Here is a 22,663-nt window from a genome sequence, read left to right as displayed (position 1 = left end):
CCCCCCGGAAGCGCCTGCGGCGCCTCCCCCCCGGGGGGGCGCCGCCAGCGGACCGGCGAAGCCGGATCCGCGGCGACTGCTTGACGCGTCGTGGACTCGCCGTTCGTCCTCCTGGACGACCGCGATTCGAGCGCGGAACACCCGACCAGCCGGCTCTACACCGGCTTCGTGCGCGAGCACCGCTGCAGCGACCCGGCCACGCTCGAGGCGGTGTGCGCGGCGCTCGAGGCCGACCAGCGCGCCGGCCTGCACGCCGTGCTGCTGGCCGACTACGAATGGGGTGCGAAGCTGCTGGGCGCCGGCGTGCGCGAGCGCGACCGCGACGCCAGCCTGCGCGTGCTGATGTTCGAGTGCCTCGAGCGGCTCGCGCGCGCGCAGGTCGACGAGCGCCTGGCCACGCTGGCCGACGAACCCTGCGGCACGCTGGACCTGCATGCGAGCGTCACGGGCGAGGAGTTCGGTGCGGCGATCGCACGCATCCATGCCGCCATCGCCGACGGCGAGACCTACCAGGTCAACTACACCTACCGCCTCACCGGCCGCGCCTACGGCGAGCCGCTGGTGCTCTACCGTGCGCTGCGCACGCGCCAGCCGGTGGCCTACGGTGCCTTCGTCGCGCTGCCCGAGGGCGCCTGCGTGCTCTCGCTCTCGCCCGAGCTGTTCGTGCGGCATGCCGGCGGCCTCGCCACCGCGCGGCCGATGAAGGGCACGGCCGGGCGCATCACTGCGCCCGAAGGCGACAGCGAGACGGCGCGCCTGCTGTCGCTGGACGTCAAGAACCGCGCCGAGAACCTGATGATCGTCGACCTGCTGCGCAACGATCTCGGGCGCATCGCGGAGACCGGTTCTGTCGCGGTGCCCGAGCTGTTCGCGATCGAGCCCTACGCCACCGTGTTCCAGATGACCTCCACGGTGCAGGCGCGGCTCAGGCCCGAGGTCGACCTCGCCGCGCTGCTGCGCGCCGTGTTCCCCTGCGGCTCGATCACCGGCGCGCCCAAGCACCACACGATGGGCCTGATCGCCGCGATCGAGAGCACGCCGCGCGGCCTGTACTGCGGCGCGATCGGCTGGCTCGAAGCCGCGCCGCCGGGGCGGCGGCTGGGCGACCTGTGCCTGTCCGTGGCCATCCGCACGCTGGTGCTCGGTGCGCCGCAGGCCGACGGCACGCGGCCGCTGCGGCTGGGCATCGGCGCCGGCATCGTGAAGGACAGCGTCGCCGCCGACGAGTACGAGGAATGCCGCCTCAAGGCGCGTTTCCTGACCGGGCTGGATCCGGGCTTCGAGCTGTTCGAGACCGTACTCGCCCGGGGCGACGGCAGCCTGCCGTACCTGGAACGCCATCTGGCGCGGCTGCAGCGCAGCGCCGCCGCGCTCGGCTTCGAGTTCGACCGCGACGCGGCGCGCGAGGCGCTGCACGACGCGGCGGGGCAGGGCGACGGCCGGCCCCAGCGCCTGCGCCTGGCCCTGGCGAAGAACGGGCGCCTCGGGCTGAGCCGTGCGCCGCTGGCGCCGCTGGCCGAGGCCGTGGTGGACCTGCTGATCGCGCCGCAGCGCCTGCCCGACGCCGACCCGCTGGCCGCGCACAAGACCACCCGGCGCGCGCATTACGACGCCGGCGTGCGTGCCGCCGAGGCGGCCGGTGCCTTCGACAGCCTGTTCCTCGGCGCCGACGACCGGCTCGTCGAGGGCGGGCGCAGCTCGGTCTTCGTGCGCCTGGACGGCCGCTGGTGGACGCCGCCGCTGGCCGATGGTGCGCTGCCCGGCGTGATGCGCTCCGTGCTGCTCGACGACCCGGCCTGGCAGGCCGCCGAGCGCCGCCTGGACCTGCGCGACCTGGCGCGCGCCGAGGCCCTGGTGGTCTGCAACGCGCTGCGCGGCGTGCTGCCCGCGCGCCTGCGGCAGCCGGCGGGCGCGCTGCCGTGAACCTGGCCCTGTTCGACCTCGACCACACGCTGATCCCGTTCGACAGCGGCATGGCCTGGACGCGCTTCCTGATCGCGCGCGGCGCGCTGCCGCCCGAGGTGGAGACGCGCTACCTGGACTGCTGCCACCAGTACGTGGCCGGCGCGCTGGACATCCATGCGCTGCACCGTGCCGCCGTCGGCCCGCTGGCAGCCTTCGAGCCGGCCCGGCTCGCCGCCTGGCGTGCCGAGTTCGGGTCGGCCATGCAGCCGCGCCTGCCCGAGGCCACCCGTGCGCTGGTGCGGCGCCACCTGGCGGCCGGCGACCTGTGTGCGCTGGTCACCGCGACCAGCCGGCTGATCGCCGAGCCGCTGGCGCGTGGCTTCGGGCTGGACCAGGTGCTGGCCACCGAGCCCGAACTCGGCGCCGACGGCCGGCCGACCGGTGCCATCGCCGGCCTGCCTTGTCACCGCGAGCACAAGACCCGCCATGTGGCGGACTGGCTGGCCCGCCGGGGCCACCCCGGGCTCGCCGCATTCACCCGCTCCTGGTTCTACTCGGATTCCGCCAGCGACCTGCCCTTGCTGTGCGCCGTCACCGACCCGGTGGCGGTTAGGCCCGATGCGCGGCTACGCGAGCATGCACAACGGCACGGTTGGACCGTGATCGACGTCGAATAAGTCACTGCCTGCTCAAGTGCCGGCGTCGATCGACCGATAGCCGCGGCAGGAACCGGCGCAGGGCAGCATGCCGGTCGCGGCATCGATGGAGGCATCCACATGGAATGGGTTCGGCGCTTTAGCCTGGTGAAGCGGGTGGTATTCGGGTTCACGGCCATGGGGGCGGCGACGGTGTCGCTCGGCGCGGTCGGCGCGTGGGCGGCCTCACACGGCAACACCGGCCTGGCCGCACCGCTGGCCGTGGCCACCGGCGCGGTCGCCCTGTTCGGCGCCGTGGCGACCTGGGCCATCGTCGCCAGCATCAAGTCCAGTGTCGAGCCCACGGTGCAGGCGGTCATCCGCATCGCCGGCGGCGACCTGGAGACCAAGATCGAGTCGCCCGGCAAGGACGAGATCTCCTGGCTGCGCTACGAGCTCAACGCGATGCGCAAGAAGCTGCGCGGCATGGTGCAGGAGGTGCGCCAGACGGCCGATGGCGTGGGGGTCGCGTCCGCCGAGATCGCCACCGGCAACACCGACCTGTCCTCGCGCACCGAGAGCCAGGCCAGCGCGCTGCAGCAGACCGCCAGTTCGATGCAGCACCTGTCGCAGTCGGTGCAGGAGACGGCGCGCACCGCGCAGCAGGCCCGCGAGGTGGTGCAGCAGTCGCACCGCGTCGCCGAGCAGGGCGCGCAGACCATGCAGCAGGTGGTGCAGCGCATGGGCGAGATCAATGCCAGCGCGTCGCGCATCGGCGAGATCATCGGCGTGATCGACGGCATCGCGTTCCAGACCAACATCCTCGCGCTGAACGCGGCCGTCGAGGCGGCGCGCGCCGGCGAGCACGGCCGCGGCTTCGCGGTGGTGGCCTCCGAGGTGCGCGCGCTGGCGCAGCGCAGCTCGACCGCGGCGCGCGAGATCAAGACGCTGATCGGCGATTCGTCGGGCCGCGTCGAGGCCGGCTCGAAGCTGGTCGACGAAGCCGGCGGCCGGATGCGCGAGATCGTGGCCAGCGTGCAGAAGGTCTCGGCGCTGATCGGCGAGATCGCCGAAGCCGGTCAGTCGCAGGGCGAGGGCCTGGTGCAGATCAACCAGGCGGTGGCGCACATCGACACCGTCACGCAGCAGAACGCCGCGCTGGTGGAGCAGCTCGCCGCGGCAGCCCAGTCGCTGCAGGACCAGTCCGGCCGGCTCAACCAGTCGATGGGCTCGTTCCGCATCGCCGCCTGATCACTCGCTGCCGGCCAGCGCCGCGCGCAGCGAGGCGACGCGCTTGCGCGTGCCGGGGTGGGTGGCGGTGTCGGGGGTCGGGCCCAGGCGCATGAAGGCGCGGATGGCCAGCGCCGGGTCCTGCCCGGTGCGCTGCAGCAACTGCAGCGCGAAGGCGTCGGCCTCGAACTCCTGGCGGTGCGCCAGCGCGGAGGCGTCGCGGCCGAGCCGGTCGGCCACCGCGTCGGCGAGTTCCGGGCTCACCTCGCCGGGGATCCACTTCTGGTAGACCAGCGCCATCTGCAGCCAGTGGTGCTGCATCACGTGGCCGAGTTCGTGCGCCAGCACGAAGAAGCGCTCGCCCTCCGGCAGATCGGCCAGGGATTCGTTGGCCAGCACGATGTGGCCGTGCACCGTCTCGGCCAGCACCGGCCCGCGGATCACGTGCAGGTCCACCGGCGGCAGGCCGGGTGCCGCGGCCACCAGCGCCGTGAAGGTGCGCCGCACCGTCTCGGCGCGCGGGCCGTCCGGGTCGGCGGTGCTCTGCTGCTCCAGGCGCAGCTGCTGCGAACGCCGCAGCACGTCGACGATGTCCTCGGCGCGCGCCGTGCCGACCAGGGGAAGGAACAGGAGAAGACACCGGAGCCACTGCATGCCGCACCTCGCTGGGGCGCCGCAAACGGCGACGCGCCTTGACGGTGGGCAACGCAACCGCCGTGCCTGACCGAGGGTTAACCCTTGATGTGCGGGGCGTGGCGCGTCAGGTGCCTCAGATCTGGATCAGACCCCACTGCAGCGCCACCAGTGTCAGCTCGGACTGGTTGCTGGCGCCGAGCTTCTGCTTGACGTGGTACAGGTGGGTGCCGACGGTGCTGGGCGAGAGCTTCAGGTTCTCGGCGATCTGCGCCACGCTCTGGCCGCGTGCGAGCTGGATGAAGACCGAGAACTCGCGCTCCGACAGCGCCTCGGCCGGGCTGGTCTCGCCCTTGACCTGGGCCATCGCCAGCGAGCGGGCGGTCTGCGCGTCCACGTACGCCTCGCCGGCGGCCACCGCGCTCACCGCGGCGATCAGCGCGTCGGGCGCGCTGCGCTTGGTCAGGTAGCCAAGCGCGCCGGCGCGCAGCACGCGGCGCGGGTGGGCCGTGTCCTCGTGCGCCGAGAGCACCAGGATGCGCGCCTTGGCGTCCTGCGCCAGGATGCGCCGCACCGCCTCCAGCCCGCCCATGCCGGGCATCGAGATGTCCATCACCACCACGTCGGGCTTGACGCGGCCGTACTCGGCGCAGGCCTGCTCGCCGCTGTCGAGCTCGGCCACCACCTCGACGGCGGCATCGGCCAGCAGCATGCGGAAGCCCATGCGCACCAGCGCATGGTCGTCGACCAGCATCACGCGGATCGTCATCGGGTCTCCAGGGAATCGGGCACGGGCAGGGGCACCTGCACGGCGAGCAGCACGCCGTGCGGCTGGGCCGGCTCGATGCGCAGGCTGCCGCGCAGGGTCTCCACCCGCTCGGCCAGCCAGCGCAGGCCGTAGTGGCCGGGGCGTTGCCAGCCCTGCGGCGGCAGGCCGCGGCCGTTGTCGCGCAGCTCGAGCTGCACGCCCTGCGCGTCGGCCGCCAGATGCACCTGCACCTGCGTGGCCTCGCCATGGCGTAGCGCATTGGTCAGACCCTCCTGCACGGCGCGGTAGAGCGTCAGCGCGAGCTCGGGCGCCAGCGGCACCTCGCCCAGCCTCACCCGCGTGTCGATCGTCACGCCGGGCTGGCTGCGCCGGGTGCGCTCGACCAGGTCGTCGAGCGCCTCGGCCAGGCCGAAGTTGTCCAGCACCAGCGGCGCCAGGCGCGGGATGATGCCGTGCATCGCGTCGTACAGCCGCGAGGATTCGTCGGCAATCACGCGCGCCGCCTGCTCCGAGGCCGGGTCGCGCGAGCCGACGCGCTGCGCGATCGACAACGCCATGCTGCGCATCGCGGTGACCGACTGGCCCAGCTCGTCGTGCAGCTCGCGCGCGATCATGCGGCGCTCCTGCTCGACATGCTGGTCGATCCAGCGCGTCAGCTCGCGGTTGTCGGACAGCTGCGCCTCGGCCCGTGCGGCACGCCGCTCGGTCTCGATGTGGGTCTGCAGCTCGCCGACCATGCGGTTGAAGGCCGCACCGATGGCCGCCGCCTCGCGGCCCGGCAGCGGCGGCAGTGCGACGTCGAAGCGCCCGCCCTGCAGCTGGTTGAGCGCGTCGACGATCTGCCCGAACGGCCGCACCGTGCGGCCGACCAGCCAGAACACCGCCGCATTGACGAGCACCAGCATGGCCAGCGCGCCGACCACCAGCCAGAACAGGTAGTCCCAGGCATCGACCGCGGCGCGCGAGGCGTTCGAGCGCACCTCGAGCCGGCCGTCCGGGAATTCGATCGACTGCGTCGACGGCGGCGGGGCGATCAGCGCCTCGAACCAGGCCGGGGCATCGCGCCCGGCCTTGTAGGTCGACGGCGGCGAGCGGTAGAGCACGGTGCCGGCGCCGTCCAGCAGCGTGATGTCGTTCGAGCGCACCCGGCCGATGCCCTGCAGGAAGGCCAGCATCGCCGGCGTGCCCTGCGCCGCGTAGCGCCAGACGGTGCGGTTGAGCAGCTGTGCGGCGACCCGGTTGGCCGCCACCACCTCCTCGTGCACCGAGTCGCGCATGCTGCGCAGCTGCAGCCCCATCACGACCAGCGTGAACAGCACCGTCAGCGCGCCGACGATCAGGTTGATCTTCAGGCGCAGCGTCATGCAGCGGGCTCGTCGAAACGGCCGTCGGCGGCGAAGCGCTCCAGCGCGCGCACCATCGCCGCGACCATCGCGGGGTGGGTGGGGTCGTGGCCGGCGCCCTCGACCCAGCGCAGCCGCGCGTGCGGCAGCGCAGCCGCCACCAGGCGCGCCCCGGCCGGCGGGCAGATGCGGTCGGCGCTGCCGTGCAGCAGCAGCGTGGGCACCTGCGGCAGCGCGGCGCAGCGCGCCAGCAGCGGCGACTCGGCCAGAAAGCAGTCGGCGCGCAGGTAGTGGCTCTGCACGCGGTAGCGGTCGACCAGGGCGTCGAGCTGGGCCGCGTCGGGCTCGCCCGGTGCCGTGCCGGCCAGCTGCTGCTCGGCGCGCCACCAGCGGCGCGCCGCCTGGCGCGCGGCGGACCGGTCGGTGCCGTGCAGCGCGTGGGCGAGGGCGGCCAGGTCCAGATCGGCCGCGGCGGCGAAGGCCTCGATGTCCTCGCGCCGGGCCAGGAAGGTGGCGCGCAGCAGCAGGCCGTCGATAGCCGAGGGTTCGGCCGCGGCATGGGCGATCGCAAGCGTCGCACCCCAGGAGCCGCCGACCACCAGCCAGCGCTCGATGCCGAGCGCCTCGCGCACGCGGCGCAGGTCGTCCAGCAGCTCGGCCATGGTGTTGTGGTCGGTCGCGCCGCGCGGTGTGCTGCGCCCGGCGCCGCGCTGGTCGGGGCAGACGATGCGCCAGCGCCGCGGGTCGAAGAAGCGCCGCAGCAGCGGCGTGCCGCCCGAGCCCGGCCCGCCGTGCAGCACGAGCGCCGGGAGGCCGTCGGCCACGCCGTGCTCGGCCACGTGCAGCACGTGGCCGTGGCCGACCGGCAGCGCATGCGTGGCCAGCGGCGGCGTGTCCTCGTGCAGGGCGGATCCGGGCATGGGCACGATGGTATCGGGAGCACCCGCGCCCCCAATCATGAAAATCATGAGGCCCGATTCATGGTCCGGGGACTGTGCGGCGGCGCTGCGCGCGGCGAGGATACGGCACGGGAAACAACCTCCCCGCACCCGCCATCCGGTGGGGCGACCACCGCCACAGGAGAACCTGCATGACCTGGACCACCCCGACCGCCACCGACTTCCGCTTCGGCTTCGAAATCACGATGTACGTCGCGGCCCGCTGAGCGGCTGACCGACCGACCGCCGCCGGGCTCACGCTCGCGCGGCGGTTTTTCTTCTCCGGACCTCCATGCGCATCACGATCCTCGGCGCCGCGGCCGGCGGCGGCTTCCCGCAGTGGAACTGCAACTGCCGCAACTGTGCCGGCGTGCGCAGCGGCGCCGTGCGCGCGCGGCCACGCACCCAGTCGTCGATCTTCGTGCGCGACGACCAGGCGGCCGACGGCGTGCTGTTCAACGCTTCGCCCGACATCCTCGAGCAGATCCGCGCCAACCCGGCGCTGCAGCCGAACCGCCGGGTGCGCGACAGCGCGATCGCCGGCGTGGTGCTGATGGACGGCCAGATCGACCACGCGACCGGGCTCTTCATGCTGCGCGAGCGCGGCAGCCCGCTGCCGCTGTGGTGCACCGACCCGGTCGAGCAGGACCTGACCCAGGGCAACCCGATCCTGCGCGTGCTGGGCCACTACTGCGGCGTGCAGCGCGAGCGCATCGTGCCCGACGGCACGCCGTTCACGATCCCCGGCGCGCCGGGCCTCGCCTTCCGCGCCTTCGCGCTGGCCAGCAAGGCCGCGCCGTACTCGCCGCACCGCGACGCGCCGGTGCCCGGCGACAACATCGGCATGCTGATCACCGACCGCACGAGCGGCCGCAGCGCCTTCTACGCGCCGGGCCTCGGCGAGATCACGCCGCCGCTCTTCGACGTGATGAGCGGCGCCGACGCGGTGTTCGTCGACGGCACCTTCTGGACCGACGACGAGATGATCGCGCTCGGCCTGTCGAAGAAGACCGCGCGCGACATCGGCCACCTGCCGCAGTCCGGCGCCGGCGGCATGATCGAGTGGCTCGACCAAATGCCGGCGAACGCGCGCCGCTTCCTCATCCACATCAACAACACCAACCCCATCCTCGACGAGGACTCGCCGCAGCGCGCCGAACTGGCGCGCCACCGCATCGAGGTCTGCGAGGACGGTGTCACCCTCGAGATCTGAGATGACTGCTGCCTGGTCCCGCGAAGAGTTCGAAGCCAAGCTGCGCGAGCGCGGCCGTTCGTACCACATCCACCATCCGTTCAACGTGATGCTGAACACGGGCAAGGCCACGCCCGAGCAGATCCGCGGCTGGGTGGCGAACCGCTTCTACTACCAGATCGCGATCCCGATCAAGGACGCGGCGGTGATGTCCAACTGCACCGACCGCGAGGTGCGGCGTGGCTGGATCCAGCGCATCCTCGACCACGACGGCTTCGAGATCGGCGGCGTGAAGGACCCGGGCGGCATCGAGGCCTGGTTGCGCCTGGGCGAGGCGGTGGGGCTGACGCGCGAGGAGATCGAGGACCAGCGCCACCTGATCCCGGCGGTGCGGTTCGCGGTCGACGCCTACGTCAACTTCGCGCGCCGCGCGCCCTGGCAGGAGGCGGTGTGCTCGTCGCTGACCGAGCTGTTCGCGCCGGAGATCCACAAGCAGCGCCTGGCCACCTGGCCCGAGCATTACGCCTGGATCGAGCCGCAGGGCCTGAGCTATTTCCGCAACCGCGTCAGCCAGGCGCGGCGCGACGTGGAGCAGGGCCTGGCCATCACGCTGGACCACTTCAACACCCGCGCGCTGCAGGAGCGCGCGCTCGATATCCTGCAGTTCAAGCTCGACATCCTGTGGGCGATGAACGACGCGATGGCGCTGAAGTACGGCGTGAACGCGTGATGGAACTGGTCGCCGACAGCCGCCCGCGCCTCGGCGCGGGCTTCCGGCTCCAGTGGGAGCCGGCGCAGCAGTGCCACGTGCTGCTCTACCCCGAGGGCATGGTCAAGCTCAACGGCAGCGCCGGCGAGATCATGAAGCGCTGCGACGGGCAGGCCACGCTGGCCGCGATCGTCGCCGACCTGGAGAAGACCTTCGGTGCCAGCAACCTGGAAGGCGACGTGCGCGGCTTCATCGACGTGGCCGCGAAGCAGCGCTGGCTGACCTGGGATTGAAGCCATGAGCCAAGTCGTTGGACCGCCCCTGTGGCTGTTGGCGGAGCTGACCTACCGCTGCCCGCTGCACTGCGTCTTTTGCTACAACCCGGTGGACTACGCGACGCAGCCCGCCGAGCTCTCCACCGACGACTGGTTGCGCGTGCTGCGCGAGGGCCGCGAGATGGGTGCCGTGCAGCTCGGCCTGTCCGGCGGCGAGCCGCTGCTGCGCGACGACCTCGAGCTCATCGTCGCCGAGGCGCATCGCCTGGGCTACTACACCAACCTGCTGACCTCGGGCGTGGGCCTGACCGAGGCACGCGCCAGGGCGCTGAAGGAGGCGGGGCTGGACCACGTGCAGCTCTCGTTCCAGGATTCGACGCGCGAGATGAACGACTTCCTCTCGCACACCAAGACCTTCGAGCTGAAGAACAAGGTCGCGAGGATCATCAAGGACCAGGGCTGGCCGATGGTGATGAACGTCGTGATCCACCGGCTCAACATCGACCACATCGACCGCATCATCGGCATGGCCGCGGAGTTCGGCGCCGAGTACATCGAGCTGGCGAACACGCAGTACTACTCGTGGGCCTTCGTCAACCGCGCGCAGCTGCTGCCCACGCGCGAGCAACTGATCCGCGCCGAGGCCGTCACCGACGAGTGGCGGCGCAAGCTGGGCGAGAAGATGCGCATCTTCTTCGTCGCGCCCGACTACCACGAGGGCCGGGCCAAGAAGTGCGTCAACGGCTGGGGCAGCATGTTCATCACGGTGACACCCACCGGCGACGTGCTGCCCTGCCACACCGCGAAGATGCTGCCCGGGCTGACGTTCCCGAACGTGCGCGAGGCGAGCCTGCGCCACGCCTGGTTCGAGTCCGAGGGCTTCAACCGCTACCGCGGCACGGGCTGGATGAAGGAGCCCTGCGCGAGCTGCGAGCGCAAGGAGGAGGACCTCGGCGGCTGCCGCTGCCAGGCCTACCTGATCGCGAACGACCCCGAGGCGGCCGACCCGGTGTGCAGCAAGAGCCCGCACCACGCCAAGGTGCTCGAGGCCGTGGCTCAGGCCGAACGCGGCGCGCCGGCGGTCACCGAGCACCCGCTGGTGTTCCGCGACCCGGCGAACTCGCGCCGGCTCGCGAAGGTAGCGACCTAGCCCGCTAGAGCGACTGCAGGTAGGCGGCCACCGCCTTCATCTGCGCCTCGTTCATGGCGCGCACCTCGTTCTTCATGATCACGCCGTGCGGACGCAGCGGCGTCTTGAACACCTTGAGCTGGCGCACGATGTAGTCGGCATGCTGGCCCGCCAGGCGCGGGAAGCCGGTCTGGCCCTCGGCCCTGTCGCCGTGGCAGGACGCGCAGGCGCGCACGCCCAGCGCCGGCAGGCCCTTCTCGAAGATGGCCTTGCCCTGGCTCATCAGCGCGGCACTGCCGGCCCGGCCGGGACGCGGCTCCTGCTTCGCGTAGTAGTCGGCCAGGCCTTCGATCGCGCCGTCGGTCAGCAGCGCCGAGATGCCGTACATGTAGGCCTGCACGTCGGTTTCGGCGCGCGACTTGTCGCGGAAGTCCTTCAGCTGCCGGATGGTGTACTCGCGTGCCTGGCCGGCCAGCGCCGGGAAGCGCGAGTCGCTGCTGCGCCCGAAGTCGCCGTGGCAGGTGGCGCAGACATGCACCGCACGCTGCACGAGCTCGTCGTCCGCGCTGCCGGCCGCCTGCGCCGCCGGTGCCCCCAGGGCCGCGATCAGCAGGCTGCCCAGAACCGTCTTCTTCATGCTGTCCCCTCGATGGTTGCAGGGGCATTCTGTGCAGCGCCGGCGTGGCCGCGGTTGCGGTGCGTCAAGCGCCTCAGTTCTCGAGGCGCAGGATCTCGAGTTGCTCGGGCACCGTCTCGAAGGTGCCGGTGCCGGCCGGCATCTGCATCAGGTTCCTTCCCTCGCCGTCGAGCAGCCAGACGCTCGGGTAGACCAGCTGGCGCACGCGCTCGTCGCCGAGCTTCTTCATGAACTCGGTGTAGCCCCAGCTCTGCGCGCCGATGCGAAAGCGCAGCCGGTCGGCCTGCACCTTCAGACTGCTGCGCAGGTCGTACAGCAGCCAGTCCTTCTGGAAGTGCGGCAGCAGGGCGTCGGCGTTCTTGTCGAGGAAGGCCTCGTACTTGCGGCAGAACGGGCAGTCGTTGGCGCCGAGGTAGACGTACAGCCGCTTGTTCTCGGCGCGGGCACGGGCCAGCGCCGGGCCGAGGTCGAACTCGTACTGCTCGGGCAGCCCCTGCGGCTGCACGATGGTCGCGCCATAGCGCGGCGGCAGGCCGATGGCGCGGGCCGCGCCGGCCGCCAGCAGCAGCGGCAGGGCGAGCGCGGCGCGGCGCCTCATGAGGTGGTCGAGACCATCAGCGAGCCGACGTAGTGGCCATCCTTCGAGTCGGTCACCTCGGCGCGCAGCTCGCCGTCGCCGTGCGGCACGAAGTTGAAGCGCAGCGTGGGGTTCTCGCTCACCGAGAAGTCCAGCTCGGCATCGAAGATCTTGCGCTTGTCGTAGCTGACCTTGATCGAGCGCACGAAATGCGGCGGGATGTACATCACCGTCTGCTGGTTCAGCTCGAAGCCGGTGTCGTTCGGATGCACGACGGTCACGTCGGCCGGCGTGGGCTGCTCGAGCCGCACGCCGGCCGGCAGCTTGAACATCGTGCGGCCGATCAGGTGCAGCGCCTCGCGGTTGGGCGGAGCGGAGCAGCCGCCCGAGGTCTTCACGTAGCGCGAGTCGAGGTGCAGCGAGCCGTCGGACAGCTCGCTGACCACGCGCACGTGGCTGTATTCGTCCACGCGCAGCCGGGTCTCGAAATCGGCCTGGCCGATCTCGGTGCTCAGGTCGAGCACCGCCGCCACCGGCGACGGGTTCTTGTCGACCACCAGCCACAGGCGGCGCACGTGGCGCTCGGGCCGCTGCGGCAGCATCGAGCTGACCTTGACCGGCACCGAGGCGCCGTAGGCGGCGCGCAGCGGCACCGTGAGCTGCACCACCTCGCGCCCGGCGCGCAGCGGGCGGCCCGCGAACAGGCGGGCCGACAGCTTGTCCCACTCGGGCGAGGAATCCTCGTGGCGCGCCGACGGCAGCCCGCCCTCGGCGGCCCAGGCCGGCCAGGCGGCGGCGGCGAGGCTGGCGAGGGCGTGGCGACGGCGCAGGCGCGGCGTGTTCATCGGGGCGGCTCCGGCTTGAAGATCAGCTCGCGCTCGTACCGCAGGAAGGCGACCGAGGCGTTGCGACGGTGGATGATCTCGTACTGGTCCCAGGCTTCATAGTCGGGCATCTCCGCAACGTCGGCCACGTTGATCAGCGAGGCGCCCGATTCGACCAGCGCGCGGGTCTTCTTCTCCAGGGCCGCGAGGTAGGTCTCGACGGCGTCGATGGCGGCGCCGGGTTCGGCCGCCGGGCCGTGCCCGGGCACGACGCGGCGCGCGCCGAGCTCGCGCAGCGCGGCCAGCGCGCGGTGCCAGCCGGGCAGGTCGCTGTCCTGGATGTCGGGCACGCGCCGCACGTCCAGCAGGCCGCCGGCGAACAGCACGCCGCTTTGTTCGTCGAGCACCGCGATGTCGCCCGGGCCGCTCGAGTGGCCGAAGTACAGCACCCGCACCGGGCGCCCGATCAGGTCCAGGGTCTGCGCGGCGTCGAGGGTGCGGTCGGGCTGGTAGACGTGGCTGCCGTGCATGGCCGGCTCGCCGGCGACCTGGCGCAGCGTCTTCAGGCAGGTCTCGCAGCGCGAGGCCATCAGGCGGGCGCTGCGCTCGTGCATCGCCACCGGGATGCCGCGTGCCTGGAAGGCCGTGCCGCCGAACAGGAACTCGGGCCGCACGTGGGTCACCAGCGCGAGCCGCACCGGCCGGTCGGTCACCGTGGCGATCGCCTCGAGCAGCGCCTGGCCGTGGACATGCGAGGTGCCGGTGTCGACCACGATCACGCCCTGCGGGCCGACGATGAAGCCGCTGTTGCCGATGCGCCCGAGGTTGGCCGCATCGGCCGCGCCCGCGCTGCCGGCGAACATGTAGACGCCGGGCGCGAGCGCGACCGGCCGCGGCCCGCGCGGCGCCACGCTCGCGCAGCCGCCCAGCACGGCCAGCAGGCCGAGGCCGAGCAGTGCCGTCCAGACGCGCCACCAGGTGCTGACCACGGCGCGCCTACTTGCCTTCGACGAGCTTCTTCAGGTTCGCCAGGCCCGCCTGGTAGACGCCGGTGACGGCAGCCACCGCGGCCTCGTCGTTCTGGTCCGGCGGCGGGTCGTTGTTCGGGTAGCCGCGGTAGAAGGCTCCGCGCCACTCGACGACCGCCTTGTTGCCGTCGGCCTTGACGCTGATCGTCGAGGTGTAGTTGGTCACCGGCAGGGCGCCGCCGTCCTTGGCGCGGTAGCTGTAGCGCATCTTCGCGTCGTCGTAAGCTTCCAGCGTCTCGGTCAGCCTGCCGCCGTTCTTCAGCTCGAGCTGGCGCACCGAGCCTTCCTCGTTGCCCTTGTCGGCCGGGCTCTTGGCGACGGCGGGGTGCCAGTCCTTCAGCGCGTCGAAGTTGCGGATCTTCGCCCACACGGCGGCGGCGGGCGCATCGATGGTCACGGTCTCGGTCACCTTCTGGCGTGTCGGGCCGTGGGCCAGCGCGCCGGCAGCGGCCAGTCCCAGCGCAGCGGCCAGCAGCGTGCGGCGGGTGGAAAGCATCATCGGGAGTCTCCGGAGTGGTTGTTGGGATTCATTCGGGCGCGCCGATGAAGGCGCCGAAGCCGCGGCTGTTGCGGCCGGTCGGAATGCGCTCGAGCGCCCTGCCGCTGGCGGCGTCGAGCACGCTGACCTCGTCGTCCATCCAGTTGACGACGTAGACACGCTCGCCGTGCGCCGCGATGCCCTCGGGGTAGCCGAAGCCGGGCAGCGTCTTGAGCACGCGCAGGCTGTCCGCGTCGAGCACGCTCACGCTGTCGGCATGCTGGTTGGTGACGTACAGCAGCCGGCCGCCGTCGGCCAGTGCGGCACCGTAGGGTGCCTTGCCGACCTTGACGGTGTGCGTCACGCGCAGGGTCTGAAGGTCGATGGCGCTCAGGTCGTCGCTCTGCACGTTCAGCGCATAGAGGCGCCGACGCGGCGCATCCAGCAGCAGCGCGAACGGGTGCGTGCCCACCGCGACACGCGCGCGCACGCGGCGCTCGACCAGGTCGACCAGCGCGACGCTGTCGTCGTCGCGCTCGGCCACGTAGACGGTGCGGCCATCGGGATCGGCGGCCACGCCGGCCGGGGCGCGGCCCACCGCGATCTCCAGCGGCGTTCCGGGCGGCCGGCTCGCATCGATCGCGAGCAGGCGGTTGCGGTACCAGTCGGCCACGAACACGGTGCGGCCGTCGGCCGACGCATCGATGCCCACCGGCCCGGCGCCGGCCGGCAGCGTATCGACGACGCGCTGCGTGCGCATGTCGATCACCGACACGGTCTTGTCGTCCGGGTTCGAGACGTACACCCGGCCGGCCCGGCTGGCCGCCACCACGCCGGCCGGCGAGCGCCCGACCGGCACCGTGGCCACGACGGCCTCGCGTGCCAGGTCGATCACCGACACGTCGTGGCTGCCCTGGTTGGTGATGTAGGCGAACGGCGCCGCCTGCGCCGCCGCCGCGCCGAGCAGCAGCGCGAGCACCGCGGCGCGCCGGCTCATCGCGGGTTGTCGCGCAGCGCCTGGGCGGCGACGAAGCGCAGGTCCTTGGAGTCGACCACCGTGGCGCGCAGCTCGCCGCCGCCGCCCTGCGGCACGAAGTAGAAGCGGAAGTTCGGGTTCTCGCTCATCGAGAAGTCCACGTCGGCCGAGAGCACCGGTCGGCCGGCGTAGCTCACGTCGATCTTGCGCACGTAGTGGGCCGGCGTGTACTGGCGTGTCGCCTGGTCCATCGCCAGGCCGGAATGGTTCGGGTGCTCGATGGCGAGTTGCGCCAGCACCGGCTCCTTGCCCTTCAGGTCGCCCTCGACGCGGAAGCGCATCTGCCCGAGCGAGGCCTGCGCGGCCGCGGCGTCCGCGCCGGCCGGCGCCGAGCAGCCGCCCGAGGCCTTGACGAAACGCGTCACCATGTGGAGCTTGCCGTCGCTCGTCTCGGCGATCGCGCGCACGTGCGAATAGGCGTCGACGCGCACGCGCGTCTCGATGTCGGCGCGCCCGCTGTCGGGCGTGAACGAGAAGATGCCGGAGATCGGCGACGGGTTGGCGTCGATGATCAGGAACAGCTTGCTGATGTGCCAGGACGAGCCGGCCGGCACGCGGGTGCGGATCGCGATCGGCACCACGGCCGCGTCCACGGCGCGTGCGGGCGCCTCGAGCTTGAGCAGCTCGGGCGCGGCCGGCTGGATCGGTCGGTTCTCGAACAGGCTGGCGCGCACTTTCTGCCACACCGGACTGGCGGCCGGATCGTCGTCGGGCTGCAGCGTGGCGGCCGACGCGGCAGCAGCCAGCAGGGCGGCCGGCAGGGCGAGCAGGAGGCGGCGCAGCGTGTCCATCGTGGGCCCTACTGCGCAGCGCCGATGAAGCAGGCCTTCTTCACCTTGGCCTGCAGGTTGCGCCAGCGGCTGAGCTGGGGCTTGACCGTCTCGTTGTCGCGCAACTCGCTGCCGCGCTCGCCGCCGATCGAGATCGCCTTGACCACCGTGGTCATCTCGACATAGTCGTCGAACTTGACCTCCGCGGCGAGGCGGTCGGCCGCGCAGGAGCACTTGTTGACCATCTCGAAGTTCGGGCCGGGGTGCTCGCGCATGCACTCCTGCACGTAGAGCACGCGGTCGACGGTCGGGAAGTCGTTGGCCCGCGCGAGGGCGGACAGCGCCAGCAGGGCGCCGGCGGCAACGGCAAGGCGCGGAGCGTGTTTCATGAGGCTCTTCTCGAGGTCAGGGATTGCGGTGGGCGCCGTCGATCAGCAGTTCCTCGACGAGCAGCGGCTGGGCCGGGTTCGGGCCGTCGACGCGGGTGCGGATCGAGTAGACACCGCCGGGCACGGCGTCGGACAGCGTGAACTCGTAGGTCTTGCCGGACAGATTCTCGAAGCGCGCCTTGAGCGGGTCGTCGACATAGGGCGCGACGATGAACTGGCGCGCCGCCACCGGCTTGCCGCCGTACAGCACGGTGGCGCTCATCTCCTTGGCGCCTTGGTAGATCGCCATGCGGATGCGCTTCTGGAAGTAGGTCGACTGGCCCTTGGTCAGGCGCTTCATCTCGCGCACGTCACGCTCGAGGAAATAGAGGATCACCGGGTTGCCGGTGGCCGCCTCGATCTCGGGCAGGTTGACGCGGTGTTCACCTTCCAGGAAGTCGGCCGACACGGCGCAGCACGAGCCGTCGGCGGCCGGCTTCAGGTTCACGGACACCGGCTCGGCGTAACCCGACTCCAGGCTGCCGGACTTGCGGAAGCCGTAGCGCAGCGTGGTCGGCGGCTTCATGGCCGCCAGGTGGTTGGTCATGAACAGGGCGCGTTCGGCGCTGGAGAAGTCGTCCGCCGCACGAACGGCGAGGGCGGCCGAGGCCAGGAGCAGGAGCGCGGCGAGCCGCGTCGGCAGGGACATGCGCAAGATGGGCCTTCTAGTGGTGGTCGGGCCGGCAGTCGGCCGGCGGATCGGGTTGGTCGCTGCGCGCGCGCAGCGCCTCGAGCTGCGCGCGCACCGTGGCATGGGCCGGGGCGAGGCGCAGCGAGCATTCGAGCGCCATGCGCGCCTCCGTGGGCCGCTCGAGCCGCTCGAGCGCGGTGCCCAGCAGGTGCCAGGGCTCGGCGTCCTCGGCGTCGGCGCGCAGCCAGTCGTACGACAGCAGCGCCAGCTCGCCCCAGCGCTGGTCGCGCTGCATGACCTGGGCGCGCAGGAATCGAGGCTGGGTGGACGCGGGGGCCTGCCAGTAGGGCACGCGTCGCGTGTCCAGCGGCATCACGCGGCGGAACTGGTCGCGCCGGCGTTCATCGAGCAACTGGCGCACCCATTCCACCGGCGCGGCGAAGTAGTGCGCCGCGCCGCCGCGCAGCCGGAAGGTCAGGATGCCCACCAGCGCGCCGTTGCCGTCGAACAGGCCGCCGCCGCTCGCGCCCGAGGTGAACCAGTTGGTCGACTGGATCACCCGGCCGCCGTCGAAGCGGTGCAGTTCGACCACCTCGCCGGGGCTGTTCTGCAGGCCCACGCCGCCGGTGTAGCCCAGCGCCGCCACGTGCTGGCCGATCGCCAGCGCGCCGGTGTGGCCGAGCGGCACCGGAGAGGCCTGCAGGCCCGGCACCTCGAGCAGGCACAGGTCGCGGTCGACGTCGGCGGCCTGCGCGCTGGCGCTCCAGCGCACCCCGCCGCGCACCACCTGGATGTCGAGTGCCTCGCGTGTCACGTGGCAGTTGGTGATCACGAGGTCGGGCCCGACGGCCACGCCCGAGCCGACCGCCAGGCCACCTCGCTCGCGCGGGGCCTCGATGCGCAGCACGCTGCCGGCCAGCGACACCAGGCGAGCCGGGTCCGGCACCGAGGCTGCCGCCGGCCATGCGGCGGCAGCGGCAAGCAGCAGGCAGAGCGCGGACTTCATGGTGGCAGCATGCCACGCCTTCAGTTGTTCTTGGCGGCGAAGGATTCGTCGACCAGCGGCACGCCGAACTCGCGCAGGATGGCCTGGATCTCCGGCGCCTTGGATTCGATCAGCCCCTCGATCTGCTGTTTCCATTCGCGCTCGCCATAGCGCACGCCCATCGCCATCTGGTAGTCGAACTTGACGCCCGGCTCCGACTTGAGCGGCACCACCCGCAGCGCCGGCGACGCAACGCGCTTGGCGAAGTAACCCGCGATCGGGCCCCAGACGATGGCCGCGTCGAGCTTGCCGGACGCCAGGTCCTTCTCGACGATCTCGCCCGGGTACTGGTCCGGGTCGGCGTTCATGATCTTGTAGGGCACGCCGCGCTCGACCAGCCCGTGCTTTGACAGCCAGTCGGAGGCGGGCGACCGGTCGTAGATGCCGATGCGCAGCGCGTCGAGCTTGGCGCGCTCGAGCTTGAGGAAGTCCTCGCCGCTGCGCACGCCGTCCAGGCCCTTGCCTTCGGGGAACACCAGCGCGTAGGTGGAGCGGTAGTAGGGCTTGGTGACCGACACCTGGTCGAAGCCGGTGGGCACGCCCATCACGATGTCGCAGGGGTAGTCCTGGCCCGGCAGCTTGTAGCGCAGCGTGTTGCGGATGAAGGCCAGGCGCTGCGGGAACGAGTAGTAGGTGACGGGCAGGTTGAGCGCCTTGCCGAACAGCTCGGCGATGCGGTTCTCGATGCCCTCGCCCTTCACGTTGGAGAAGGGCAGGTTGTTCGGGTCCTGGCAGACGCGCAGCGCCTGGCGCGGCGCGCTCTGCTCCTGGGCGCCGGCGGCACCGGCCAGCAGCGCCAGCGCCGCCAGCCAGGCGTGTGCGAGTTGCTTCATTGCGAGATCGGTTCGACCTTGGCGCGGGTGATCGCGCCGTCGGAGCGGCCCTTGAGGTAGGCGTAGAGCTGGTTGATGTTGTCCATCACCACCTGGCTGGTGCCGAAGCTCTGCATGCCCTTGTCGAGCCGGCCGTCGCGCACGGTCTTGATGAACTCTTCCTTGCTCAGCGTCTTCAGGCTGGTGATCAGCGACGGGCCGACCATGCCTTCCTGGTTGGCGCCGTGGCAGCGGTCGCAGGCCGCCTGGCGCCAGGCGCGGAAGCCCTTCATGGTCTCCGGGTCGACCTTGTAGCCGTCCACGACGGTGTAGAGCTTTTCTTGCCCGAAGGCCGTGGTGGCGACGAGGAGCGACAGGGCCAGGAGCGTCTTCCGAAACATGTCTCGATCTTCCGTAGTGAAAACGGGGGACGGTGCCGTCGGGCGCCATCCCCCGCGAGTCAGGCGGGCAGGGGCCCATCCCCTGCCGTCGCTTGCAGCCGCCTCAGTTCGGCAGTGCGAACACCGTCAGCGAACCGCCCAGGTCGGTGTACTGGTTCAGCTCGCGGTAGCCGCCCACGGCACCCAGACCGTCGGTGTCCTTCTCGAGGCCCGCCGCCATGCCGATGCCGGCCCAGCCGCCGATGCCCGAGAACACGCCGATGTACTGCTTGCCCTTGTGCTCGTAGGTGAACACGTTGCCGATGATCCCTGAGGGCGTCTTGAACTTGAAAAGTTCCTTGTTGATGTTCTTCTTGTCGACGCACTTCAGGTAGCCCTCGAGCGTGCCGTAGCAGCTCAGTCCGCCCGCGGTGTTGAGCGAGCCGCTCCACACCGAGAACTTCTCGGGCTTGCTCTGGACGATCTTGCCGGTGCCGGCGTCCCAGGTGATGAAGTTGCCCATTCCGCCATGGCTGCCCGGGGCCGGGAACATCGACAGCGTGGCGCCGACGTACGGCTGGCCGGCGGTGTACTCGACCTTGAACGGCTCGTAGTCCATGCAGACGTGGTTGGTCGGCACGTAGAAGAGCTTGGTCTCGGGGTCGAACGAGGCCGGCTGCTGGTCCTTCGAGCCGAGCGCCGCCGGGCAGATGCCCTTGGTGTTGACGTCAGGACCGTTCTGCGCCGTCGAGTACTTCGCGACCACCTGCGGGCGGCCGGTCTTCATGTCGACGTGCGTGGCCCAGTTCACCTTCGGGTCGTACTTCTCGGCCACGAGCAGGGCGCCGCTCTCGCGGTCCATCGTGTACGCGAAGCCGTTGCGGTCGAAGTGCACCAGCGCCTTGGTCGGCTTGCCCTTGACGTTGATGTCGGCCAGGATCATCTCGTTGATGCCGTCGAAGTCCCACTCGTCGAACGGCGTCATCTGGTAGACCCACTTGGCCATGCCGGTGTCGACGTCACGCGCGAAGATGGTCATGGACCACTTGTTGTCGCCGGGGCGCTGCGACGGGTTCCAGGTCGACGGGTTGCCGGTGCCGTAGTAGAGCAGGTTCAGCGCCTTGTCGTAGCTGTACCAGCCCCAGGTCGTGCCGCCGCCGATCTTCCACTGGTCGCCCTTCCAGGTCTTGAGCGACGAGTCCGGGCCCACCGGCGCCATCTTGCCGTCGGTCCAGGTCATGGTCTTGGCCGGATCGATCAGCATTTCGGCGTCGGGGCCGGTGCTGTAGCCCTTCCAGGCCAGCTTGCCGTCGGACAGGTTGTAGGCCGCGATGAAGCCGCGCACGCCCCACTCGCCGCCGGAGATGCCGGTGATGACCTTGTCCTTGAAGACGTGCGGCGCATTGGTGTTCACCGCGCCGAGCTTCGGGTCGCCGTTCTTGGTCTGCCACACCGGCTTGCCGGTCTTGGCATCCAGCGCCACGAGCATCGAGTCGGCCTGCTGCAGGATGACCTTGCCCTCGGCGTAGGCCAGGCCACGGTTCACCGTGTCGCAGCACATCTGCGGGATCACGGCCGGGTCCTGCTTGGGCTCGTACTTCCACTTGATCTTCTGCGTGTCGAGGTCGATCGCGAAGACCTTGTTCGGGAACGGCGAGTGCAGGTACATCGTGCCGTCGATCACCAGCGGCGAGCCCTCGTGGCCGCGCAGCACGCCGGTGGAGAAGGTCCACGCCACCTGCATCTTGCCGACGTTGCCGGTGTTGATCTGCTTCAGCGTGCTGTAGCGCTGGTTGAACATGTCGCCAGCCTGCATCGCCCAGTTCTTGTTGTTGGCGATGTTCTTCTCGACGTCCGCGTTGGCCATGGCCAAACCCGGCGCCGCGAGAAGAGCTGCCAGCCCCAGCCGAGACCAGGCGTGCCGACGGGATTGCCCTGAAATTCGCATCGATGTCTCCTTGTTGACGTGACCGGAGCCCGGCCGCTGCGCATCGTCGACTGACGAACCCGACACGCGGCTTCGAGTACTCGGCGGGGCCGCAACCGCAAATTCCGCGCCCACCCCGCCAACCCCTTTGACGCGACCGACCGGCGCCGGATGCGTCCGCCCAGGCCAACGCCCGAACGGGCTGCGCCGACGACCGCGGCGACTCAGGTTTACCCGCAATGCAGCCGGCCGGAACACGTGCGGAAGGCGGACTCTAGGGAAGCCACTGATAGGGTAAGCACGGAGGGTTGCCCGGTCCACGAAACCGCCGCCGGCGCGCGGCGGCGGGCGCGGAAACAGGCTGCGCCAAAAGCGTTGCATCCACATCGGCACAGAGTGTTTCATCACCGCGGCGCGTGTCAGCCGCTGTCCCGGGCCGTGTCACGCGGCGCGGGAATCCACCGGCTTGCCGTGGCACAGCCGGCGCGTCTCCAATGCGCGCCGCGGCCGGCCTGGGCCTTGCTCGGGCCCCGCGTATCCTCACGCCCCTTGCCGACGCCCGACCCCGACACGATGACCGATCCCGATGCCGCCCCGCCGATGCTGCGCCTGACGGGGCTGACCAAGCGCTACGGCAAGCACGAGGCCCTGCGCAGCCTGTCGCTGGCGATCGGCGCGGGCCGCTTCGTCGCGCTGCTCGGCCCCAACGGCGCCGGCAAGTCGACGCTGTTCCAGGTGCTGACCGGGCTGTTCGCCGCCGACGAGGGCGAGGTCGAGGTGGCCGGCCAGTCGCTGCGCCATGCGAGCGCGGCGGCGCTGCGCCACATCGGCGTCGTGTTTCAGCAGATCTCGCTCGACCTGGACCTGAGCATCCGCCGCAACCTGCAGTTCCAGGCCGACCTGCACGGCTTGCCGGCGGCCGTGGCGAATGAACGCATCGAGGCCGGCTGTGCCCGCTTCGGGCTGGCCGACCAGCTCGGGCGCAAGGTGCGCGAGTTGTCCGGCGGCAACCGGCGCAAGGTGGAACTGATCCGGGCCCAGCTGCATCAACCGGCGGTGCTGCTGATGGACGAGGCCACGGTCGGCCTGGACCCCAAGTCGCGCCAGGACCTGCTGGCCGCCCTGCATGCTGACGTGCGCGAGCGTGGCGTCACCGTGTTGTGGGCGACCCACTGGGTCGAGGAGGCGGCCGGGGCCGACCGCGTGCTGGTGCTGCACAAGGGGCAGCTGCTGGCCGACGGCACGCCGGGCGAGGTCACGGCCGCGCTCGGCGGCGCCACGCTCGAGGCCGGCTTCATCGCGCGCACCGCCTGAACCCAATCACCCGGGAGA

Annotated in this window: 26 protein-coding genes; 9 read left to right on the top strand and 17 right to left on the bottom strand. The window is 71.2% G+C overall.

Features of this window, described 5'->3' with window-relative positions; all coding sequences use genetic code 11:
* Window positions 1-90: 90 nt before the first annotated feature.
* From pabB to D9C15_RS06180, 3 genes are all read left to right on the top strand, one after another.
* Window positions 91-1,923, top strand: coding sequence for an aminodeoxychorismate synthase component I (gene pabB, locus D9C15_RS06190; protein ID WP_127996566.1), 1,833 nt, complete (start codon window positions 91-93; stop codon window positions 1,921-1,923).
* Window positions 1,920-2,582, top strand: a complete 663-nt coding sequence (locus D9C15_RS06185; protein ID WP_127996565.1) for an HAD family hydrolase — start codon at window positions 1,920-1,922, stop codon at window positions 2,580-2,582. Before pabB ends, D9C15_RS06185 begins: the two co-directional genes overlap by 4 nt.
* Window positions 2,583-2,681: 99 nt before the next feature.
* Complete coding sequence (locus tag D9C15_RS06180; RefSeq protein ID WP_127996564.1) at window positions 2,682-3,791, top strand: methyl-accepting chemotaxis protein; 1,110 nt, start codon at window positions 2,682-2,684, stop codon at window positions 3,789-3,791.
* Here the strand turns inward: D9C15_RS06180 and D9C15_RS06175 are convergent, their stop codons facing one another.
* The 4 genes from D9C15_RS06175 to D9C15_RS06160 form a co-directional block, all read right to left on the bottom strand.
* Complete coding sequence (locus D9C15_RS06175; RefSeq protein WP_127996563.1) at window positions 3,792-4,424, bottom strand: M48 family metalloprotease; 633 nt, start codon at window positions 4,422-4,424, stop codon at window positions 3,792-3,794.
* Window positions 4,425-4,539: 115 nt separating this feature from the next.
* Window positions 4,540-5,172 (bottom strand): response regulator, encoded by a 633-nt coding sequence (locus D9C15_RS06170; protein ID WP_127996562.1) that lies wholly within the window; start codon window positions 5,170-5,172, stop codon window positions 4,540-4,542.
* Complete coding sequence (locus tag D9C15_RS06165; protein ID WP_127996561.1) at window positions 5,169-6,536, bottom strand: HAMP domain-containing protein; 1,368 nt, start codon at window positions 6,534-6,536, stop codon at window positions 5,169-5,171. Before D9C15_RS06165 ends, D9C15_RS06170 begins: the two co-directional genes overlap by 4 nt.
* The gene (locus D9C15_RS06160; RefSeq protein ID WP_127996560.1) at window positions 6,533-7,435 is read right to left on the bottom strand and encodes an alpha/beta fold hydrolase; all 903 of its coding nucleotides are present in this window, start codon (window positions 7,433-7,435) and stop codon (window positions 6,533-6,535) included. The genes D9C15_RS06165 and D9C15_RS06160 overlap by 4 nt, the downstream gene beginning before the upstream one ends.
* A gap of 170 nt (window positions 7,436-7,605) precedes the next feature.
* Between D9C15_RS06160 and pqqA the strand changes: the two genes are divergently transcribed.
* The 5 genes from pqqA (at window position 7,606) to pqqE (ending at window position 10,779) form a co-directional block, all read left to right on the top strand.
* Window positions 7,606-7,680 (top strand): pyrroloquinoline quinone precursor peptide PqqA, encoded by a 75-nt coding sequence (gene pqqA / locus D9C15_RS06155; RefSeq protein ID WP_112187913.1) that lies wholly within the window; start codon window positions 7,606-7,608, stop codon window positions 7,678-7,680.
* A gap of 65 nt (window positions 7,681-7,745) precedes the next feature.
* On the top strand, window positions 7,746-8,666 hold the full coding sequence (gene pqqB / locus D9C15_RS06150) for a pyrroloquinoline quinone biosynthesis protein PqqB (RefSeq protein ID WP_127996559.1): 921 nt from the start codon (window positions 7,746-7,748) through the stop codon (window positions 8,664-8,666).
* Window position 8,667: 1 nt separating this feature from the next.
* The gene (pqqC, locus tag D9C15_RS06145; protein ID WP_127996558.1) at window positions 8,668-9,375 is read left to right on the top strand and encodes a pyrroloquinoline-quinone synthase PqqC; all 708 of its coding nucleotides are present in this window, start codon (window positions 8,668-8,670) and stop codon (window positions 9,373-9,375) included.
* Window positions 9,375-9,647, top strand: a complete 273-nt coding sequence (gene pqqD, locus D9C15_RS06140; protein WP_127996557.1) for a pyrroloquinoline quinone biosynthesis peptide chaperone PqqD — start codon at window positions 9,375-9,377, stop codon at window positions 9,645-9,647. Before pqqC ends, pqqD begins: the two co-directional genes overlap by 1 nt.
* A gap of 4 nt (window positions 9,648-9,651) precedes the next feature.
* On the top strand, window positions 9,652-10,779 hold the full coding sequence (pqqE, locus tag D9C15_RS06135; RefSeq protein WP_127996556.1) for a pyrroloquinoline quinone biosynthesis protein PqqE: 1,128 nt from the start codon (window positions 9,652-9,654) through the stop codon (window positions 10,777-10,779).
* 4 nt (window positions 10,780-10,783) lie between these two features.
* On the opposite strand, the gene D9C15_RS06130 is transcribed toward pqqE, so the two are convergent.
* The 13 genes from D9C15_RS06130 to xoxF form a co-directional block, all read right to left on the bottom strand.
* On the bottom strand, window positions 10,784-11,395 hold the full coding sequence (locus D9C15_RS06130) for a c-type cytochrome (RefSeq protein WP_127996555.1): 612 nt from the start codon (window positions 11,393-11,395) through the stop codon (window positions 10,784-10,786).
* Between the two features lie 73 nt (window positions 11,396-11,468).
* On the bottom strand, window positions 11,469-11,993 hold the full coding sequence (locus D9C15_RS06125) for a thioredoxin fold domain-containing protein (RefSeq protein ID WP_127996554.1): 525 nt from the start codon (window positions 11,991-11,993) through the stop codon (window positions 11,469-11,471).
* A complete protein-coding gene (locus tag D9C15_RS06120; RefSeq protein ID WP_127996553.1) occupies window positions 11,990-12,817 on the bottom strand; it encodes a quinoprotein dehydrogenase-associated SoxYZ-like carrier in 828 nt (275 codons plus the stop codon). The genes D9C15_RS06125 and D9C15_RS06120 overlap by 4 nt, the downstream gene beginning before the upstream one ends.
* Entirely contained in the window at window positions 12,814-13,785 is a 972-nt protein-coding gene (locus D9C15_RS06115; RefSeq protein ID WP_127996552.1) for an MBL fold metallo-hydrolase, read from the bottom strand. Before D9C15_RS06115 ends, D9C15_RS06120 begins: the two co-directional genes overlap by 4 nt.
* Window positions 13,786-13,792: 7 nt before the next feature.
* Window positions 13,793-14,323, bottom strand: a complete 531-nt coding sequence (locus D9C15_RS06110) for an SRPBCC family protein (protein ID WP_240668302.1) — start codon at window positions 14,321-14,323, stop codon at window positions 13,793-13,795.
* Between the two features lie 28 nt (window positions 14,324-14,351).
* Complete coding sequence (locus D9C15_RS06105) at window positions 14,352-15,299, bottom strand: YVTN family beta-propeller repeat protein (protein WP_127996551.1); 948 nt, start codon at window positions 15,297-15,299, stop codon at window positions 14,352-14,354.
* Window positions 15,296-16,129, bottom strand: coding sequence for a quinoprotein dehydrogenase-associated SoxYZ-like carrier (locus D9C15_RS06100; RefSeq protein WP_127996550.1), 834 nt, complete (start codon window positions 16,127-16,129; stop codon window positions 15,296-15,298). Before D9C15_RS06100 ends, D9C15_RS06105 begins: the two co-directional genes overlap by 4 nt.
* A gap of 8 nt (window positions 16,130-16,137) precedes the next feature.
* Window positions 16,138-16,497 (bottom strand): hypothetical protein, encoded by a 360-nt coding sequence (locus D9C15_RS06095; RefSeq protein ID WP_127996549.1) that lies wholly within the window; start codon window positions 16,495-16,497, stop codon window positions 16,138-16,140.
* A gap of 16 nt (window positions 16,498-16,513) precedes the next feature.
* Window positions 16,514-17,185: a hypothetical protein gene (locus D9C15_RS06090; RefSeq protein ID WP_164886664.1), complete on the bottom strand. Its 672-nt coding sequence runs from the start codon at window positions 17,183-17,185 to the stop codon at window positions 16,514-16,516.
* A gap of 16 nt (window positions 17,186-17,201) precedes the next feature.
* The gene (locus D9C15_RS06085; RefSeq protein WP_164886663.1) at window positions 17,202-18,173 is read right to left on the bottom strand and encodes a S1 family peptidase; all 972 of its coding nucleotides are present in this window, start codon (window positions 18,171-18,173) and stop codon (window positions 17,202-17,204) included.
* Between the two features lie 20 nt (window positions 18,174-18,193).
* Window positions 18,194-19,045 carry a substrate-binding domain-containing protein gene (locus tag D9C15_RS06080; RefSeq protein WP_127996546.1) on the bottom strand — a complete coding sequence of 284 codons (852 nt, stop codon included), beginning with the start codon at window positions 19,043-19,045 and terminating at the stop codon, window positions 18,194-18,196.
* Window positions 19,042-19,425: a c-type cytochrome gene (locus D9C15_RS06075; RefSeq protein WP_127996545.1), complete on the bottom strand. Its 384-nt coding sequence runs from the start codon at window positions 19,423-19,425 to the stop codon at window positions 19,042-19,044. Before D9C15_RS06075 ends, D9C15_RS06080 begins: the two co-directional genes overlap by 4 nt.
* A gap of 103 nt (window positions 19,426-19,528) precedes the next feature.
* The gene (xoxF, locus tag D9C15_RS06070; RefSeq protein ID WP_127996544.1) at window positions 19,529-21,352 is read right to left on the bottom strand and encodes a PQQ-dependent ethylene glycol dehydrogenase XoxF; all 1,824 of its coding nucleotides are present in this window, start codon (window positions 21,350-21,352) and stop codon (window positions 19,529-19,531) included.
* Between the two features lie 579 nt (window positions 21,353-21,931).
* Between xoxF and pedB the strand changes: the two genes are divergently transcribed.
* Entirely contained in the window at window positions 21,932-22,645 is a 714-nt protein-coding gene (gene pedB, locus D9C15_RS06065; RefSeq protein WP_127996713.1) for a lanthanide ABC transporter ATP-binding protein PedB/LutE, read from the top strand.
* The last annotated feature ends 18 nt before the right edge of the window (window positions 22,646-22,663 follow it).

It is taken from the genome of Piscinibacter defluvii (assembly GCF_004011805.1).
GTDB lineage: Bacteria > Pseudomonadota > Gammaproteobacteria > Burkholderiales > Burkholderiaceae_C > Piscinibacter > Piscinibacter defluvii.
This window is presented reverse-complemented; position numbering and strand designations above follow the sequence as displayed.